General features: G+C 34.0%; 13 protein-coding genes. 7 read left to right on the forward strand and 6 right to left on the reverse strand.

Features of this window, described 5'->3' with window-relative positions; genetic code table 11:
- Nucleotides 1-461 precede the first annotated feature (461 nt).
- The gene (locus tag H603_RS0100375) at nt 462-2,651 is read right to left on the reverse strand and encodes a glutamine synthetase III family protein (RefSeq protein WP_026706721.1); all 2,190 of its coding nucleotides are present in this window, start codon (nt 2,649-2,651) and stop codon (nt 462-464) included.
- Between the two features lie 288 nt (nt 2,652-2,939).
- Between H603_RS0100375 and H603_RS0100380 the strand changes: the two genes are divergently transcribed.
- Complete coding sequence (locus H603_RS0100380; RefSeq protein WP_026706722.1) at nt 2,940-3,899, forward strand: TerC family protein; 960 nt, start codon at nt 2,940-2,942, stop codon at nt 3,897-3,899.
- Nucleotides 3,900-3,957: 58 nt separating this feature from the next.
- Here H603_RS0100380 and H603_RS0100385 read toward each other — a convergent pair whose 3' ends face one another.
- A complete protein-coding gene (locus H603_RS0100385) occupies nt 3,958-4,455 on the reverse strand; it encodes a hypothetical protein (protein WP_026706723.1) in 498 nt (165 codons plus the stop codon).
- 85 nt (nt 4,456-4,540) lie between these two features.
- Between H603_RS0100385 and H603_RS0100390 the strand changes: the two genes are divergently transcribed.
- Both H603_RS0100390 and H603_RS0100395 read left to right on the forward strand, forming a co-directional pair.
- On the forward strand, nt 4,541-5,122 hold the full coding sequence (locus H603_RS0100390; protein WP_026706724.1) for a DUF1543 domain-containing protein: 582 nt from the start codon (nt 4,541-4,543) through the stop codon (nt 5,120-5,122).
- A gap of 126 nt (nt 5,123-5,248) precedes the next feature.
- A complete protein-coding gene (locus H603_RS0100395) occupies nt 5,249-5,794 on the forward strand; it encodes a type 1 glutamine amidotransferase domain-containing protein (RefSeq protein WP_026706725.1) in 546 nt (181 codons plus the stop codon).
- Nucleotides 5,795-6,054: 260 nt separating this feature from the next.
- On the opposite strand, the gene H603_RS0100400 is transcribed toward H603_RS0100395, so the two are convergent.
- On the reverse strand, nt 6,055-9,489 hold the full coding sequence (locus H603_RS0100400; RefSeq protein ID WP_026706726.1) for a methylmalonyl-CoA mutase family protein: 3,435 nt from the start codon (nt 9,487-9,489) through the stop codon (nt 6,055-6,057).
- Nucleotides 9,490-9,763: 274 nt separating this feature from the next.
- Between H603_RS0100400 and H603_RS0100405 the strand changes: the two genes are divergently transcribed.
- Both H603_RS0100405 and purU read left to right on the forward strand, forming a co-directional pair.
- Complete coding sequence (locus H603_RS0100405) at nt 9,764-10,471, forward strand: DUF4197 domain-containing protein (RefSeq protein ID WP_026706727.1); 708 nt, start codon at nt 9,764-9,766, stop codon at nt 10,469-10,471.
- Between the two features lie 29 nt (nt 10,472-10,500).
- Nucleotides 10,501-11,355: a formyltetrahydrofolate deformylase gene (gene purU, locus H603_RS0100410; protein ID WP_026706728.1), complete on the forward strand. Its 855-nt coding sequence runs from the start codon at nt 10,501-10,503 to the stop codon at nt 11,353-11,355.
- Nucleotides 11,356-11,555: 200 nt separating this feature from the next.
- Here purU and H603_RS0100415 read toward each other — a convergent pair whose 3' ends face one another.
- The 3 genes from H603_RS0100415 to H603_RS0100425 form a co-directional block, all read right to left on the reverse strand.
- Nucleotides 11,556-12,341 (reverse strand): alpha/beta fold hydrolase, encoded by a 786-nt coding sequence (locus H603_RS0100415; protein ID WP_026706729.1) that lies wholly within the window; start codon nt 12,339-12,341, stop codon nt 11,556-11,558.
- Between the two features lie 123 nt (nt 12,342-12,464).
- A complete protein-coding gene (locus H603_RS0100420; RefSeq protein ID WP_026706730.1) occupies nt 12,465-13,865 on the reverse strand; it encodes a di-heme oxidoreductase family protein in 1,401 nt (466 codons plus the stop codon).
- 61 nt (nt 13,866-13,926) lie between these two features.
- On the reverse strand, nt 13,927-15,105 hold the full coding sequence (locus H603_RS0100425; RefSeq protein ID WP_026706731.1) for an imelysin family protein: 1,179 nt from the start codon (nt 15,103-15,105) through the stop codon (nt 13,927-13,929).
- Nucleotides 15,106-15,434: 329 nt separating this feature from the next.
- On the opposite strand from H603_RS0100425, the gene H603_RS0100430 reads away from it, so the two are divergent.
- The gene (locus H603_RS0100430; protein WP_026706732.1) at nt 15,435-16,658 is read left to right on the forward strand and encodes a DUF4856 domain-containing protein; all 1,224 of its coding nucleotides are present in this window, start codon (nt 15,435-15,437) and stop codon (nt 16,656-16,658) included.
- A 60-nt stretch (nt 16,659-16,718) separates the two neighbouring features.
- Entirely contained in the window at nt 16,719-17,843 is a 1,125-nt protein-coding gene (locus tag H603_RS0100435; protein WP_026706733.1) for an imelysin family protein, read from the forward strand.
- Nucleotides 17,844-17,878 lie beyond the last annotated feature (35 nt).

Below are 17,878 nucleotides of genomic sequence, written 5' to 3' on the forward strand. Positions count from 1 at the left end.
TATGTAGGTTTGAAAACGATTTGGGAATCTTTTCAATTGTAATAAAACTGTTTTGTTTAACTATTAATAGTCAGCTTTTCGTTTGTTTTACATTTCAAAGATAGAAAAGATATTTAAGTAGCATCCCCGTATAAATACCTGTTTTCCAGTAATATAAACATTTTTCGATGAAGTGTGCCTTTTTAACGACCAACTACGACACTAGAAAAGTTATGCTATCAGAAAAAAATTATTAAAACTAATCAGTTGTTAAAACATAACGAAAATAACAAAGATTCCTATTATAAATAAACTATTAAATACTAAATAGACATTTTATCATTATAATTTATAAATATTTAGTGTTTTTCTTCATTCCTATTTATTTGAAAACTATTGGTAAACATTCAGTAGCATGGCTATAGACTAAAAAAAAGCCGCTCCATAAAGGAGCGGCACTACAAATAAAACTATTATTAATACTATTTAGTAAATAGTAACTCTCTATACTTTGTTAATGTCCATAGTTCATTGTCAACTAGTAATTCTAATTTATCACAGTGTTCTCTAATAACTTCAAAATACGGTTTAACATTATCGCAATAAGCTTCAGCCATTTCTTGAGCGTCTGTTAATACATTTGCTTTCTTTCTTTCATTAGTCATTTCCATTACTTTAGAATTAATTCCTTCAATATGTTTTGAAATTGACTTGATAATATTGATTTGCTCTTTAGCGATTGTTTCAAAATCATCACCAAAGATATCTTTCAATCCTTTTACATTTTCGATTAATGTATTTTGGTAACGAATTGCTGTTGGGATTACGTGATTAGTCGAAATATCACCTAAAACGCGTCCTTCAATTTGAATTTTCTTAGTGTACTCTTCTAATTCAATTTCGTAACGTGCTTCTACTTCCACATGATTCATAATTCCCATATCAGAGAATAAGTCTAATGCTTGTTTAGAGGCTCTAGCTTTTAATGCTTGTGGCGTAGTTTTAAAGTTACTCAACCCTCTCTTTGCAGCTTCTTGCTCCCAAGCTTCACTGTATCCATCACCTTCAAAAAGAATTTTCTTAGAATGTTTGATGTACTCTCTTAATACATTAAAGATAGCATCGTCTTTCTTCATGTCTTTAGTTTCGATCAAACTATCAACCTCTTTCTTGAATTCTTTCAACTGTTTTGCAACAATTGTATTTAAAGTAGTCATTGCATTAGAACAGTTTGCAGTAGAACCCACCGCTCTAAACTCAAATTTATTTCCAGTAAAGGCAAATGGTGATGTTCTATTTCTATCCGTATTGTCAAGAATTACTTCTGGAATTTTACCTACAACGTTTAATTTTAAGTCAGTTTTTTCTTCAGGAGATAATTTCCCTGTAGTTACGCCTTCTAATTCTTCTAATACTTTAGTTAATTGCGCTCCAATAAATACAGATATAATTGCAGGTGGTGCCTCATTAGCTCCTAATCTATGATCATTACTTGCTGTAGCAATTGCTGCTCTCAATAAAGCTTCGTGATCATTTACCGCTTTAATTGTATTGATGAAGAAAGTTAAAAACTGTAAATTCGTCATTGGCGTTTTACTTGGGCTCAATAAGTTTACTCCAGTATCTGTTGCAAGTGACCAGTTATTATGTTTTCCTGAACCGTTAACACCCTTGAATGGTTTTTCATGAAGCAATACTTTTAAGTCATGACGTTCAGCCACTTTTTGCATTACATCCATTAATAAACAGTTGTGATCTACCGCTAAGTTAGTCTCTTCAAAAATTGGTGCAAACTCAAATTGGTTTGGAGCAACTTCATTGTGGCGTGTTTTAACTGGTATTCCTAGTAACATACATTCTTGCTCTAAATCTCTCATGTACGTTAACGCACGTGTAGGAATCGAACCGAAGTAGTGGTCATCTAATTGTTGTCCTTTTGCAGAGGTGTGACCAAGTAAAGTTCTTCCTGTCATCATTAAGTCAGGACGTGACTCTGCTAATGATCTATCGATTAAGAAATATTCTTGCTCCCATCCTAGGGTAGCAGTAACTTTCTTCACGTTTTTATCAAAATATCTACAAACATCTGTAGCAGCATCATCAATTGCTGATAAAGCTCTTAATAATGGTATTTTATTATCTAATGCTTCTCCAGTATAAGAAATAAAAACTGTAGGGATACATAAAGTTGTACCATAAATGAACGCAGGTGATGTAGGATCCCATGCTGTGTAACCCCTAGCTTCAAATGTGTTTCTAATTCCTCCATTAGGAAAACTAGATGCATCTGGCTCTTGTTGCACTAATTGAGCTCCACCAAATTTTTCAACTGGATCGCTCCCATCGTAAGATGTTTCAAAAAAAGCATCATGTTTTTCGGCTGTAGCTCCGGTTAATGGTTGAAACCAGTGTGTATAATGAGTAACACCTTTTGAAAGGGCCCACTCTTTCATACCCATCGCTATATAATCAGCTAATTTTCTGTCAATTTTAGTTCCATGCTGAACAGCACCTTGAACTCCCTTAAGAGCATCTGAAGTCAAATATTGCTTCATTGCTTTTTCATTAAAAACATTGGCCCCGAAAATAGCAGATTTTCTACCGTTTTCTTCAAATTGTACTGGTTTTCTAGTTGAAGCTTCTCTTAAAGCTTGGAAACGTATTGTCGACATAATTTGTTTTTTGATTAAACCCCCGTTAATAGAGCGCAAATATAAAATAATTATCACTTTACTAAAAACTTACCTCCTGTTTTTATGGGTATATCTCCTAAATTTATGATATTGACAAAAACATTGGGGAAAATTGGCAAAGTGGTGTGTTTTAATGACAATTATTACAATTATCGTATTTAGCCTAAAATCAGCACTCCCATCTTAATCACCAAGTTTCCTGTTTTTATTTTCTAACTTTGAAATCAAAAGGTATCTTTGTAACTGTAAAATTTAAAATTGTTCCCTATGATAGTTTGGAGTTGTTTCATCGTTGCTATTTTATTGTTTTTGGCGTTAGATTTAGGAGTCTTTAATAAAACGCCGCATGTGATAAGTACAAAGGAAGCTAGTAAATGGACCGCAATTTGGGTTAGCATTTCATTTGTGTTTTCTGGAGTTATTTATTGGCTGTATGACAATGCCTATATTGCCAACCCTGACGGTTTAAAACCTACAGTGGCCGCCATGAAATTTATTACAGGTTACTTGATCGAATTGTCATTAAGTGTCGATAATATCTTTGTTATCGCAATAATATTTGCAGCCTTTAAAATCCCTAAAAAATACCAACACCGAGTTTTGTTCTGGGGAATATTAGGAGCTATCGTTTTTAGAGGTCTCATGATATACTTCGGCGTGATGTTAATTAACAAATTCGCTTGGACGACTTATATATTTGGTCTCTTCCTGCTTTATACCGCTATTAATATGCTGTTTTCAAAAGATGAAGATCAATTTGACCCAAAAAAGTCATTCGCTTTTAGAATGATTAAAAAAGTCATCCCAATAACTAACACAATAGAAGGCGAACATTTCTTTGTAAAAAGGAAGCACATAAATGCTGCAACCCCGCTATTTGTAGCGCTACTAGTAATCGAAGTAATGGATGTGATATTTGCGTTAGACAGTGTACCTGCGATATTAGCAATAACTAGTGATCCATTTTTAGTGTTTAGTTCAAACATATTTGCAATTTTAGGATTGCGTTCAATGTACTTTTTCCTAGCAAACATGTTAGAAAAATTCAGTTACTTAGAATATAGCTTAATCGCTATCCTAAGTTTTGTAGGTCTTAAAATGCTACTTCATGATTTTATTGAGATTCCCGAGTGGGCTTCACTAGGGTTTATCGCCCTTTCACTTGTAGTAGGAATTATCATTTCACTAGTTAAGAACAAACCATCAACAATCGATGAATCTGAATAAGACATAAAAAAGGGAGTACTTTTAATTAAGACTCCCTTTTTTTTTATCGAATACTAAACTACAAAGTGATCGTCTTAATTTGACTATCTTTTATATTCAAAGCATTAATTACATCTTGGTAATTTTTCCTATTGATAGATTTAGCAAAACTATCAGGAACTACTACTACTCTCAATATTTGGTTTAACCTGAAGGCGGTAGGTACTGTTTGCAAATTCTTTCCAACTAAGTAAATGCTAACATCTCGGTTAGTGTAGTCGTATTCATAACCAAAATCTAACGAACCATCATTGAAATAATAGTACTCTGGTAACAATTCATAAACATCAGTACTTTGCGTGCTTCTTGTCAATCTATACACTAGAACTTCATCACTATTATACAATTCACTATCAAAGAAAATTTGTTTAGTATAATTATTTGAAGCTGTAAATGATGTAGGCACATCATACACTTCATTTCTAGGAGTATTGTCTACATAAATTTCGTCAGACACTGTACAACTTTGTAGCGTTAAAGCAGATACTACTGCTAATAAAGTAAATATCTTTTTCATAATGTTATTTTTTAAAGGTTGCTTTTTGATACTATTCATTAACTGTGCCAAAACATTATTCGAGAAAACATTGTAGCTTTATATCATGGAAAAAGAAGTAAACCTATATATGCTTTTACTAGGCTGCACGCCGGAGGGCAGGCTAACAGAACAGCACGATGTTTTTTTTGGAATTGCTCCAAATCTCAAAGATTTAGTTCGCGATATCAAATCGTTTTGGCCTGAAGCCAAAGGTAAAATTCATATTGATGCTTGGCGCCAAATTACAAAAGTAGACAATCACATTATTCGAATAATTAATAGAGAGGAACAAAGGTACTATGACGATGAGAAGCTCTTTTTCTTGAATTTAGGTGGTTATAGATTAAATGAATTTGAAGAATACCATTATAGGACTCTTGCTATCGCAAAAAATACTAGCCTAGCAATTAAGCAAGCTAAAAAATCAACTTTTTACAAACATTGCAACATTGCTGGAGCTCCATCTCATATTGATGAACAATATGGCGTAGACGTAGATGATATTCACAATATTGATGACCTGTTGTCTCCTATTATAAAGCAACAATATAAAATAGTAATTAGTCCGTGCGTCTTACCAACTCCTGAAGATGAAATACACTTAGGATATTTAACACTTAATAAATTAAGCCAGTCTTCCATTTAAAATATCAATGCACTGAAATTCCTTTAACACAATTTAAACCTTTTTTAATAGGTTGTTGTGATTTACTCCTACTAATGATTTGTAATTTTATATCAAACAAAATATTAACAAACAAACTAAAACATTATGGAAAAGAAAATAGCAATTTTAGCAACACACGGTTTTGAAGAAGTAGAATTAAGTTCACCAAAAGAATATTTAGAAAAACAAGGATGGCAAGCAGATATTGTTAGTCCAGAAAGCGGAAGCATCAAGTCATGGGCTTCGACAGATTGGGGTAAAGATTATACAGTAGACCAAGAGTTAAAAAACGTAAAAGCATCAGATTATGACGCTTTAGTTTTACCTGGTGGTGTTTTAAACCCTGATAAATTAAGAACAGACGAAAATGCTTTATCATTTATTAAGGATTTCTTTGAAGCAGGGAAACCTGTAGCTGCAATTTGTCACGGACCACAAATTTTAATTAGTGCTGATTTAGTAAAAGGTAGAAAAATGACCTCTTACCCTTCGGTAAAAGTTGATTTAGTCAACGCAGGAGCTGATTGGCATGATCAAGAAGTGGTTGTAGATAAGGGATTAGTTACAAGTAGAAATCCTGATGATTTACCAGCATTCAATAAGAAAATGGTAGAAGAAATTAAAGAAGGAAAACACCAACCACAGGTATAATCCTTATGATATAGAACAAAAAAATGCGGAAACTATTTTCCGCATTTTTTTTGTTTTAAGATTCTCTAGATCCCGATAAAATCGGGATAAGCGATTCACACAAATTTTGCTTTGCACACAGTGGTTCATTAGATCCCGATAAAAATCGGGATAAGCGATTCACACTATTTTTGCTTTGCACACAGTGGTTTGTTAGATCCCGATAAAAATCGGGATAAGCGATTCACACAATTTTTGCCTTGCAAAAATTGGTTCTCTGCTTACATATTTCTTCTATATTGACCCCCTACTTCAAATAAAGCGGCTGTGATTTGTCCTAGTGTACACACTTTTGTCGCTTCCATTAAATGATCGAATAAATTTTCATTTTTGATGGCTGCATCTTGAATTTTATCTAACTGAATTTGAACTTGCGTCGCATTAGCTATATGCAAGTTTTCTAAAGTTTGAATCTGGAATTGCTTCTCTTCTTCTGTCGCTCGAATTACCTCAGCTGGAATAACTGTTGGCGATCCTTTCGAACTTAAAAATGTATTTACACCGATAATTGGAAATTCACCAGTATGTTTCAAGGTTTCATAGTACAAACTCTCTTCTTGAATTTTAGAACGTTGGTACATTGTTTCCATGGCACCTAAAACTCCTCCACGCTCGGTGATTCTATCAAATTCTTGTAAAACAGCTGCCTCTACTAGATCTGTTAGTTCTTCGATAATAAACGAACCTTGAATTGGGTTTTCGTTTTTAGCTAAACCTAATTCTTTATTAATAATTAACTGAATTGCCATCGCACGACGTACAGATTCCTCTGTCGGTGTTGTAATCGCTTCATCATACGCATTGGTATGCAATGAATTACAGTTATCATAGATTGCGTAAAGGGCTTGCAAAGTAGTACGAATATCATTAAAATCAATCTCTTGAGCATGTAAAGAACGTCCTGAGGTTTGAATATGATATTTCAGCATCTGTGCTCTTTCGTTTGCTCCGTATTTATTCTTCATGGCTTTTGCCCAAATTTTACGTGCTACACGACCAATAACTGCATACTCTGGATCTACACCATTTGAAAAGAAAAATGATAAATTAGGTCCAAAATCATTGATGCTCATTCCGCGACTTAAGTAGTACTCTACATAAGTAAATCCGTTTGAAAGTGTGAATGCCAATTGCGTAATTGGGTTGGCACCCGCCTCAGCAATATGATATCCTGAAATTGAAACCGAATAGAAATTTCGAACATTATTAGTAATAAAATATTCTTGAACGTCACCCATTAAACGCAACGCAAATTCTGTAGAGAAAATACAAGTGTTTTGCGCTTGATCTTCTTTTAAAATATCAGCTTGAACCGTTCCACGTACTTGTGAAAGCGTTCTCACTTTTATTTCGTTATAAACTTCCAGAGGCAATACTTGATCTCCAGTAACTCCTAAAAGAAATAATCCTAAACCATCATTCCCTTCCGGTAAAGCACCATTATAAACAGGACGAGCGACACCCTTTTCTTTGTAAATCGCCTTAATTTTAGAATCAACTTCTTTCTCTAAATCATTTGCTTTAATGTATAATTCACATTGTTGATCGATAGCCGCATTCATAAAGAAACCAAGCAACATAGGCGCTGGTCCGTTAATTGTCATACTTACTGATGTTAATGCATGCACTAAATCAAAACCTGAATACAATTTTTTAGCATCGTCAAGACAACAAATAGAAACCCCAGCATTACCAATTTTTCCGTAAATATCTGGACGTAAATGTGGATCATTACCGTACAACGTCACACTATCAAAAGCTGTTGATAAACGCTTAGCAGGCAATCCTGCACTTACATAATGAAAACGCTTGTTAGTTCTTTCAGGTCCACCTTCTCCAGCAAACATACGCGATGGATCTTCGCCCTCTCTTTTAAATGGGTATAAACCTGACGTAAAAGGAAACTCTCCTGGAACATTTTCTTGCAAACACCATCTTAGAATATCTCCCCAAGCTTCATACTTTGGTAAAGAGATTTTCGGAATTTGAGAGTGTGATAACGACTCTGAATGTGTTTTTATTTCGATAACCTTATCTCTCACTTTGAAGGAATAGATTGGGTTTTTATATTTATTAACTTTCTCGTCCCAAGTCAAGATTACTTCCCAATTGTAAGGATCTAAGTCCATTTTTACTTTATCGAATTGATTTAGTAAAAGATTTAAAAACACCTTATCTTCATCTTGCTCTTTAGCTGAATATACCGTGGTATCATCAAGTCCGGTTTTTGTAATAGCGGGCATTTTTCCTGAAACCGATTCAATTGTCTTGAAAATACCGTATAACTTTTGAGCTACTTTTTGCTGACTCAAAGCGGTTTCATCATACTTACGATTACTCTCTGCAATTTCAGATAAATAACGTGTTCTATGTGGTGGAATAACGAAGATTTTCTCACTCATTTCACGCGTTACCTCAAAAGTTGATTTCAGCTCAGAATCTGTTTTCTCTACAATTTTGTCCATGATAGACTTGTAAAGCGTATTCATTCCCGGATCATTGAACTGTGAAGCAATTGTTCCAAAAACTGGCATTTCATCAGGATTTACATCCCAAAGATTGTGATTGCGTTGGTATTGTTTTTTAACATCGCGAATCGCATCTAATGCACCGCGTTTGTCAAATTTATTAAGTGCTACTAAATCAGCAAAATCAAGCATGTCGATTTTTTCTAATTGTGTTGCTGCACCAAATTCTGGCGTCATAACATATAAAGAAACATCAGAGTGGTCCATGATTTCCGTATCTGACTGCCCGATTCCAGAAGTCTCCAAAATGATAATATCATATTTCGCCGCTTTGATCACCTGGATCGCATCGGCAACATATTTAGATAAAGCCAAATTAGATTGACGTGTAGCCAATGATCTCATGTAAACACGAGGATTGTTAATTGCGTTCATACGGATTCTATCTCCTAATAAGGCACCACCCGTTTTACGTTTTGAAGGATCTACAGATATTAAACCAATCGTTTTCTCAGGAAAATCAATTAAAAAACGGCGTACCAGCTCATCAACAAGTGATGATTTTCCTGCTCCACCTGTTCCTGTAATTCCTAAAACAGGGGTTTTACAGTTTTCGTTTATTTTAATAATCGCATCTAAAGCTGGCTTAGCTACCTCAGGAAAATTCTCTGCTGCCGAAATTACTCTTGCAATTGCAGTTGGATTTTTTGAAGCTAATTGCGCTACTTCATCCGTTAATTTGTCCCCTGTAGGATAATCAGACTGTTGTACTAAGTCATTAATCATTCCTTGCAATCCCATAGATCGACCATCATCAGGCGCATAAATTCTAGTGATTCCATATTCATGTAATTCTGCTATTTCAGAAGGCAAAATTACTCCTCCTCCACCACCAAAAATTTTAATATGTCCTGCTCCTTTTTCTTTAAGCAAGTCATACATATACTTAAAATATTCATTATGACCTCCTTGGTACGATGTCATTGCAATAGCATTAGCATCTTCTTGAATAGCTGTATTTACTACTTCTTCAACGCTACGATCATGTCCAAGATGAATTACTTCTACTCCAGTAGATTGGATAATTCTTCTCATTATATTTATGGCAGCATCGTGCCCATCAAATAATGAAGCTGCTGTTACAATTCTTACTTTATTCTTAGGAATATACGGTGTTTGTGGATTCATTTTGAGAATATGATAATTTTAAGTGTGCAATTTACAAAAATTTTTAATGACAGATGAAAGTTATGCCACTATGTTGATAAAAAAGCAAAATAAATTCATTAATAGCATTTTTGATTGCTACTGTAATAATTTGCGAATAATAAAATTTTAAAAGCGCAGAGGCTTAAAATCAGTACGGAAGATTGATAAATATAACATAAAGTTAGTAGCAACAGTAAAAAACATGCTACTAGACATGATATAAATGCTATTTTTGAAATAAATAAATCAAATCATGAAAAAATATCTATTAGTACTCGCTGTGTTCTCATTATCAAGTTGTGCCGAATTGCAACAAATTGCAACACAATATCCCACAATAGGCGCTGCCAACAATATCAATATAGCAAGTGGTTTGAAAGAAGCCCTTAATAACGGTATTACAAAACAAGTTACTAAATTAACAGCCACAGATGGATTTTACACTAATGCTGCAGTCAAAATTTTACTACCTGAGGAATTACGCAAAGTAGATTCAGGACTTAGAGCTATTGGGTTGAGCTCTCTTGCTGATGAGGGTTTAAAAGTCTTGAATAGAGCAGCCGAAGACGCTGTAAAAGAGGCGACTCCGATTTTTGTGAGTGCGGTACAAAACATGTCATTTAATGATGCGAAATCGATTTTACTAGGGAACAATACAGCGGCTACTTCATATTTACAAACAAGTACTTCTACCGCTTTGTACGCCAAATTTAATCCAGTGATTAAAAACTCTTTTAGCAAAGTAGGTGCCGATAAAGTTTGGACAAATATCATCAATAAGTACAACAGCATTCCGCTGGTGAATAAAGTTAATCCTGATCTTAATGATTATGTTACTAATCAAGCGATGAATGGCGTTTTTAAAATGATAGCTGTCGAAGAGCAAAACATTCGTACTAATATTAGTGCTAGAACATCTCCATTATTACAATCAGTCTTTGCTATGCAGGACAAAAAATAAACCGCATACAATTATTAAAAATCAAAACCATGCAAAAAATCACACTACTTATTCAATGTAAGGATCAAAAGGGAATTATCGCTGCAGTTACTAACTTTATAGTTAGCGTGGAGGGCAATATTACCTATATTGACCAACACGTTGACCGGGAACAAAGCGTGTTTTTTATGCGTCTAGAAACCGAACTAAACAATCCAGCATTTTCACTTGAACAAATAAAAAATCAGTTTAAAGATACTATTGCAGCGAACTTCAATATGCAGTGGGATTTTTATAATAATGATATCAAGCCGAAGATGGCTTTATTTGTTTCGAAATATACACATTGTCTCTATGACATTTTAGGTCGTTATAGCGCAGGAGAGTTGTTTGTTGAAATTCCGTTAATCATTAGTAATCACATGGATTTAAAACCCATCGCTGACCAATTCGCAATTCCGTTTTACCATGTTCCTTTCACAAAAGATAACAAGGAAGAAGGTGAAAAAGCTCAGATTGCATTATTGAAAAAATACGATATCACTCTTGTAGTTTTGGCGCGATACATGCAAATTATTACACCATCATTAATCGCACTGTACAAAAATAAGATCATCAATATTCATCATTCATTTTTACCCGCTTTTCCTGGTGCAAAACCATACCATTCAGCATTTAAAAGAGGCGTTAAAATTATAGGAGCAACAAGTCATTATGTGACAGAAGAACTAGATGAAGGTCCTATTATAGAACAAGATATTACACGAGTTTCTCACATTAATTCGATTGAGGATTTTATAATGAAAGGCCGTGACTTAGAACGAGTAGTATTGGCACGAGCAATTAAATTACATTCTGAAAGAAGGGTGATGACCTACAGTAATAAAACAATTATTTTCACTTAATATAATCGTAAAATGCGGCCACTAATGAGGACATAAAAGCTGTTAAAAAAACTTAACTTAATTTCAACAAAGTAATAACAAAACCTTAACAGCAATATGCCTGCTTATGGTCGAACTTTGCAGGAGTAATAAACTGGTTATTTATTATTTGGTTTTGGTTAGTTAAATGAATGCCGATATCTTAGGATGTCGGCATTTTTTTATTTAGCAGTATTCATAAAATTGAGAACTGCATTATTAAATGCTATAGGCTGTTCTACATTAACCACATGACCCGCATTTTTAATTACAAATAACTTTGATGACTTATAGTGACTTGCCACAACCTTACGTACTGAAGGCAAAAACATATAATCTTCTTCACCCATAACATATAATGTTGGAATATTTAACTCTACTTGACGGAACCATTTTAAAACAGGATTGATTTCGGCAGTTAGTTTAAACCACTTTATAAATTCTTTTTGATATAGTTTTTTTGCTTCATTTATAAAAAGTAAACGAGATTGTTTGTGATTCTTTTTTGGCATGATCACAAAAGCAAAAAACTGATATAAAACTAAGTATGGTAAAACGTATTTAAAAGCGTTACCCAATTTCATTAATATTTGGGAACGGAAATTCATTTTTAGAATTGCTCCGCCTAATATCATACTCTGTACTCTATGAGGATGCATTTCGGCTAACTGCCTAATTAAAATCGTTCCTAATGAAATACCAACAAAATGCGATTTTTCAATAGCCAAATGATCCAAAACTTCAAGAATATCATTAGCCAAAGCCGAAAAAGTATATTTGGGTTTAAACGCTTTTCTAATCGTTGATTTTGAGTTTCCATGACCTCTCAAATCTAACAATAACACATTGTATTGTTTTTGAAAGTCTCTGATTTGCTTGAACCAAATTGACGAACTACCACCTGCTCCATGAACGAAGGTTACCCACTGGGTACTGCTCTTATTTTCGTAAATAGTATAATTGATCAAGTTATTTTTTTTTTACAAAAGTAATGTAATATTTCTTAATTTCAATCAACTGTTAGCGAGCCTTAAAAATGAAAAAAGGACACTCATATGGTGTCCTTCTCTATTGCCTAAAATATATTAAAATTAGAGCGAATTAATAAAGTCTAAAAGTTTATTCCTATCAGCAGATGTGAGCTGTTTGAAACTGTTTTTAGACTTTTCTGCTTCCCCACCGTGCCATAAAATAGCTTCGGTTACATTTCTAGCTCGTCCATCGTGTAATAAGTTTGTATGACCGTTCACAGTAAAAATTAAACCAATTCCCCATAGAGGTTGGGTTCTCCATTCATTTCCTGAAGCTTGATAATCTGGTGCATTATCCGCGAGACCTGCTCCCATATCATGAAGTAGTAAATCAGTATAAGGACGAATTGTTTGAGTCCTCAATGCAGTGATTGCATGTGTCTTTCCTGTCATTATTTTAGGAATATGACAACTTGTACAGTTAATTGTTTCGAATATTTTTTTTCCTTCTAGAACATTTTGATCTGTATAATTACGTCTCGCTGGAACAGCAAGTGTGCTTGAATACAAAGCTACACGATCTAAATTAGCATCTGTAATTTCGGGAGACCCTCCATTTGGTATCGAGTTACAGTCAACGCCAGGTGGGCAATTTTCATTTGGAAACAAACTAGAAGTTATTCCTATATCTCCTGAAAAAGCTGCAGCAACCTGCTGGCGTACATTGGGCTGATTGGCTTTCCATCCAAATCGACCCAACTTTTTAGTATTCGAAGCAAAATCATGAACATAATTTGGTCGCCCTGAAATTCCGTCATTATTTGCGTCATTTGCATCGGCGAAAGCCAAAATAGTACTTTCATCAATAGCTTCTAACAAACCCAAACCAATCATTTGATTGGCTACACGAGGAGAAACTTTAACATCAGCTGCTAGTGATCCGTAACCTAAGGAATTGAACTGATAGATTGGTTTGCGGAGTACTATAATAGTTCCATCTGCTAACGTTTCATTTATATCCTGATAAACAATATTGAACCTGCCTTTTAGAGTTTGTCCTAATATCGCATTGTCTTGCATTTGTCCACCATAAACTGGATCAGCAAAAGCACTACCGTTTGCAGCAGTTCCAGTTGTACTCAATCTCAGTAATAATCCGTGCGCAGTCTCACCATCAAACAGTGGTGCTCTACCTCTACCGTCTTTAAAATGGCAGCTAGAACAAGATACAGCATTAAAAAAAGGACCAAGACCATCTCTGGCAGTCGTTGAAGCTGGAGCTGTTACCCAACTCTGTCTGAAAAAAGAATTCCCTATACCGAAATCACCTTGCTCATCGAATGTTAGATTTGGTGCTGAGAAACCAAAAGCTTCTTCGGTGGCATTAAAAAAAGTGGTCTCACCTCCCGAAAATTGCTCCCCTTCTTCAGCGACTAAATCCATGTACTTTTCATCAGTATCACTGCAACTACACAATTGCATTCCCACGACGAGTAACAAAATTTTTATACTATTCTTCATTTTTATAAACAGAAAAAAGTGTCCTTAAAAAAGAACACTTTAGTTAAACTTGTTATTTATATTATCCGTTAACTACAATTCCAATTTTTGCAGCACCCGCTAATAAATTTGCTCCTAAATTTTTAAGAGAAACTACAGCTTTGTTCACTTTTGCCCCTTCTACAGAATCAATTCCTCCAGAAATAGCCAAATCAAACGGAGTTATGATTGCAGCAACATTAGCTAATGACGTAGTAACAGCAACCTCAGTATCGTTATAAACTATTGTATTAGCTTGTTTAACCAAATCTCCAAGTGAAGCGCCATCAATATTAACATATTTACCTTGGTAAACATTAATAACACCTTGTAAGTTTAAAGCAATATCTCTATGCGTGTTATCACTAAAACAAGAATGTTCATCCTCTTGATCAGCATTTCCTAAAGCAACGTACATGCGCTCAACAGGTAATTCAGCAGATACTAAAGTTGTGATCCCCAAATACATATTCTGGATTGCTTTATCTTCAGGCAATGCTAAAAATACTGTTCTATACGTTCCGCCTACTTTCCATTGATTTACCATGTAATCTAGATGATCTGTAAGCAAGTCAGCACATACTTTTAAATAAGCTGCTCGTCGTAATTGAAAATTAGCAGTTCCGTTCAAACCTACCACGTAATCTGTATAAGGTCTTAAACCCGCTTTTTTCTCCGATGGAGCAGTCAAATCTTGACCCCAAAGTAAAAATTCAATAGCATGGTATCCTACACTGATATTTTTTTCGCCACCATTTTCGTTTTGAGCTTCTAAGAAAGCTTTGTCAATAATAGGAAATGTAATAGGATCATTAATAATTCCTGATGTGCTAGCTCCTTCAACATAATCAATATAGTTCTCGTCAAGAGGCCAAGCATTCATCAAACTTTCTGGTCCATTTTCATCATCAATAGGTCCGTTTGCAAACCTAAAAGCTTCGGTTGTACCGTAACTTTCTCTTGATTGTTTCCATTTATCCTTGGCTGCATCAAAGTTTGCTTGTGTAGGTGCATCAGTAAAAGTATTAATTGCGGTCTCAAGTACAACTGCATCATCATAAGCTGCTTTATAATTTGCATAAGCGATATCAGCATAATTTGCTATTACTTCTTTTTTAGTAACATTTGCAACTTGATTCGCGTTGTCATCAGAGTTGTTGCATGAAAACGCTAATGTTCCCATTAATAAAATCATTGATGTTCTTAAAAGCACTTTCTTCATTTTATATTTATTTAGAATGATTAAATTTAAGGCAAAAGTATATGCTTAGTTTTTAAAAACAAATTTTATTTAGAATAAATTTAAATAAAATTTTAGATAATTTTTAGATTTACTTAAATATACCGTTTTAACATTTTAGCTTTCAATACATTAGCTATTAAAGCATTACCGTCTAATACTGTTCAGCAAGCCGTATTTATTTGTAATTAAATTATATAGTAACTTAAAATATTAAGATATTATTTAGAAATAATCTAAACAAAATTTGCTTAATAAATATTGAGTCTTATCTTTGCGCAAATTATTTTTATTTAATCTTAATAACCAACATGAAATATTCTAAACTAATTTTCACATCAGCTATTATTGCTTCATTAGTATCAACATCATGCTCGAATGACAATGATGATCAAGCAACAAATTACAGCATTCCTACAAACTATAATTTTGAAAGAAACAATGCTTCGACTGTTGAATTTTCAGGACAAACGAATCGTTTACTAATGTTAGAAGAAATGGGGAACGTAATCAAAGTAGCCGCTACAAATGGTACCGTTGCCGATCTTACGTTGTTAAGCAACATGTATTCAAATACAAACAATCCTTTTACAAATTCTACCTTAAATATTTCTGGAAAACAGTTGAAAGATAAAACTGCTGCTTCAAAAGATTATTTCGAATTAAATCTAGGTGGTGGAAGTATCACTGAAAAAACTACTGTTCAAGCCTTTTTTGAAAATCAATTAATACTAGCAAACCAAGCAAGTTTAGCTGGTAATGCTTCTGCTGGCGTTGCAGGAGTATATCTTGATGGTTCAAGTGCAAGATTGTTTGCAGCTAACGGTTTAGAGCCACAACAAGTTCTTTTAAAAGGAATGATGGGTGCTGGATTTTTAGACCAAGTAGTCAATAATTACTTAAGCAAAAATAAATTAGACGAAGGAAGTAATAGAACTAATAACTCGAATAAAATTGTAGAAACCAGCAAATCATACACTACTATGGAACATGCTTGGGATGAGGCATACGGTTACATCTACGGTGGTGATGACTTGACAGCTTCGCCGGCAGTTGTAAAATACTGGAGTAGTTACATCAATCAGGTCGATGCTGATGCTGATTTCAATACACTTAAAAATGATATAGACTTAGCTTTTCGTACTGGTAGAGCCGCTATAGTTGCAAATGATTATGCAACTCGTGATGCTCAAATTGATATCATTAAATCTAAATTAGCATTAGTTCCAGCTGTTAGAGCAGTTTACTACTTACAAGAAGGAAAAGCAAAGTTAGTTACAGATAATGGAGCAAAAGCGTTTCACGCATTGTCTGAAGCTTACGGATTTATTATTTCATTACGTTACACAAACAAGCCTGGAACTGATAGTCCTTACTTTTCAAAATCAGAGATAGATACCATGTTAGCTACAATGGTTAGTGGACAAAATGGTCTATGGGACATTGACACATTAGGAACAAAACTAGATGCACTTTCTTTACAAATAGCTACCAAATTTAACTTTACAGTAGCTCAAGCTACAACAGTAAATTAATTTAGAATAAATACAGATAAGTACAATTGGTTTTGTATTTTTGCAAAAAAAGAAGATAAAATGAAAAAGAAATTATTAATATTTTTTGGTGTAATCGCCACTGTAGTAGCTTGTTCATCAAGTGATGATAGCGGAAGCGAATCAACTGGCGGAAGCAATTTTGACAGAACAGCTCTTTTGACAAACTGGGCAGATAACATTATTATTCCAAGCTTTACAAACTACCAGTCAAAAATTCAAGCTTTGAATGCTAGTATCACTGTTTTTAATACAACTACTACCGAAGCAAATCTTGTAAATGTGAGAACTTCGTGGTTAGAGGCATATAAAGCGTATCAATATGTAGCTATCTATAATTTTGGTAAATCAGAGGAAATTAATCTTAAAGAAAGTGCTAATACTTATCCTTCGAATACAGTTGGAATACAAAGTAATATCACTGCTGGTAACTACAATTTAAGTTTGATTTCGCAATTTGACAAGCAAGGTTTTCCTGCTTTAGATTATATGATTAATGGTTTAGGAACCACAGATGCAGCAATCGTTACTTTTTACACAACTAATACAAATGCTGCAAAATACAAAAGGTATTTAACTGACCTTACTGCACGTTTGCAAACTAGCGCTGACGCAGTGGTTACTGATTGGAATTCATCATACAGAGCAACATATATTGCTAACAACGGCGTATCAGTTACTTCATCAGTAAATATCACAACAAACAATTTTGTTAAAAACTTGGAAAAAGATGTTCGCTCAGGTAAAATAGGAATTCCTGCTGGAGTTTTCTCAGGCGGAACCTTATTCCCTGATAAAGTTGAAGCTTTTTACAAAAACGATGTTTCTAGAGATTTATTGAATACAGCTGTACAAGCATCTAAAGATTTCTTTAACGGAAAAAAATTCAATGGTACTTCTACTGGTGCTGGATTCCAGTCTTATTTAGATTATGTAAATGCTACCCGTTCTGGTCAAAAATTAAGTACGATCATAAATACTCAATATGATGCAATTTTGACTTCAAATGCAACATTGAGTACTAGTTTTTCTAAGCAGATTACTACTGATAATACTAAGATGATTACTGCATATGATGTGTTACAGCAAAATGTTATCTACACAAAATTAGATATGATGCAAGCTCTAGATATTACAATTGACTACGTTGATGGTGATGGAGATTAATTAAATCTGACTATCAAAACAGATTTACAAATAGC

The sequence above is a fragment of the Flavobacterium frigidarium DSM 17623 genome, assembly GCF_000425505.1.
GTDB classification, from domain to species: Bacteria; Bacteroidota; Bacteroidia; order Flavobacteriales; family Flavobacteriaceae; genus Flavobacterium; species Flavobacterium frigidarium.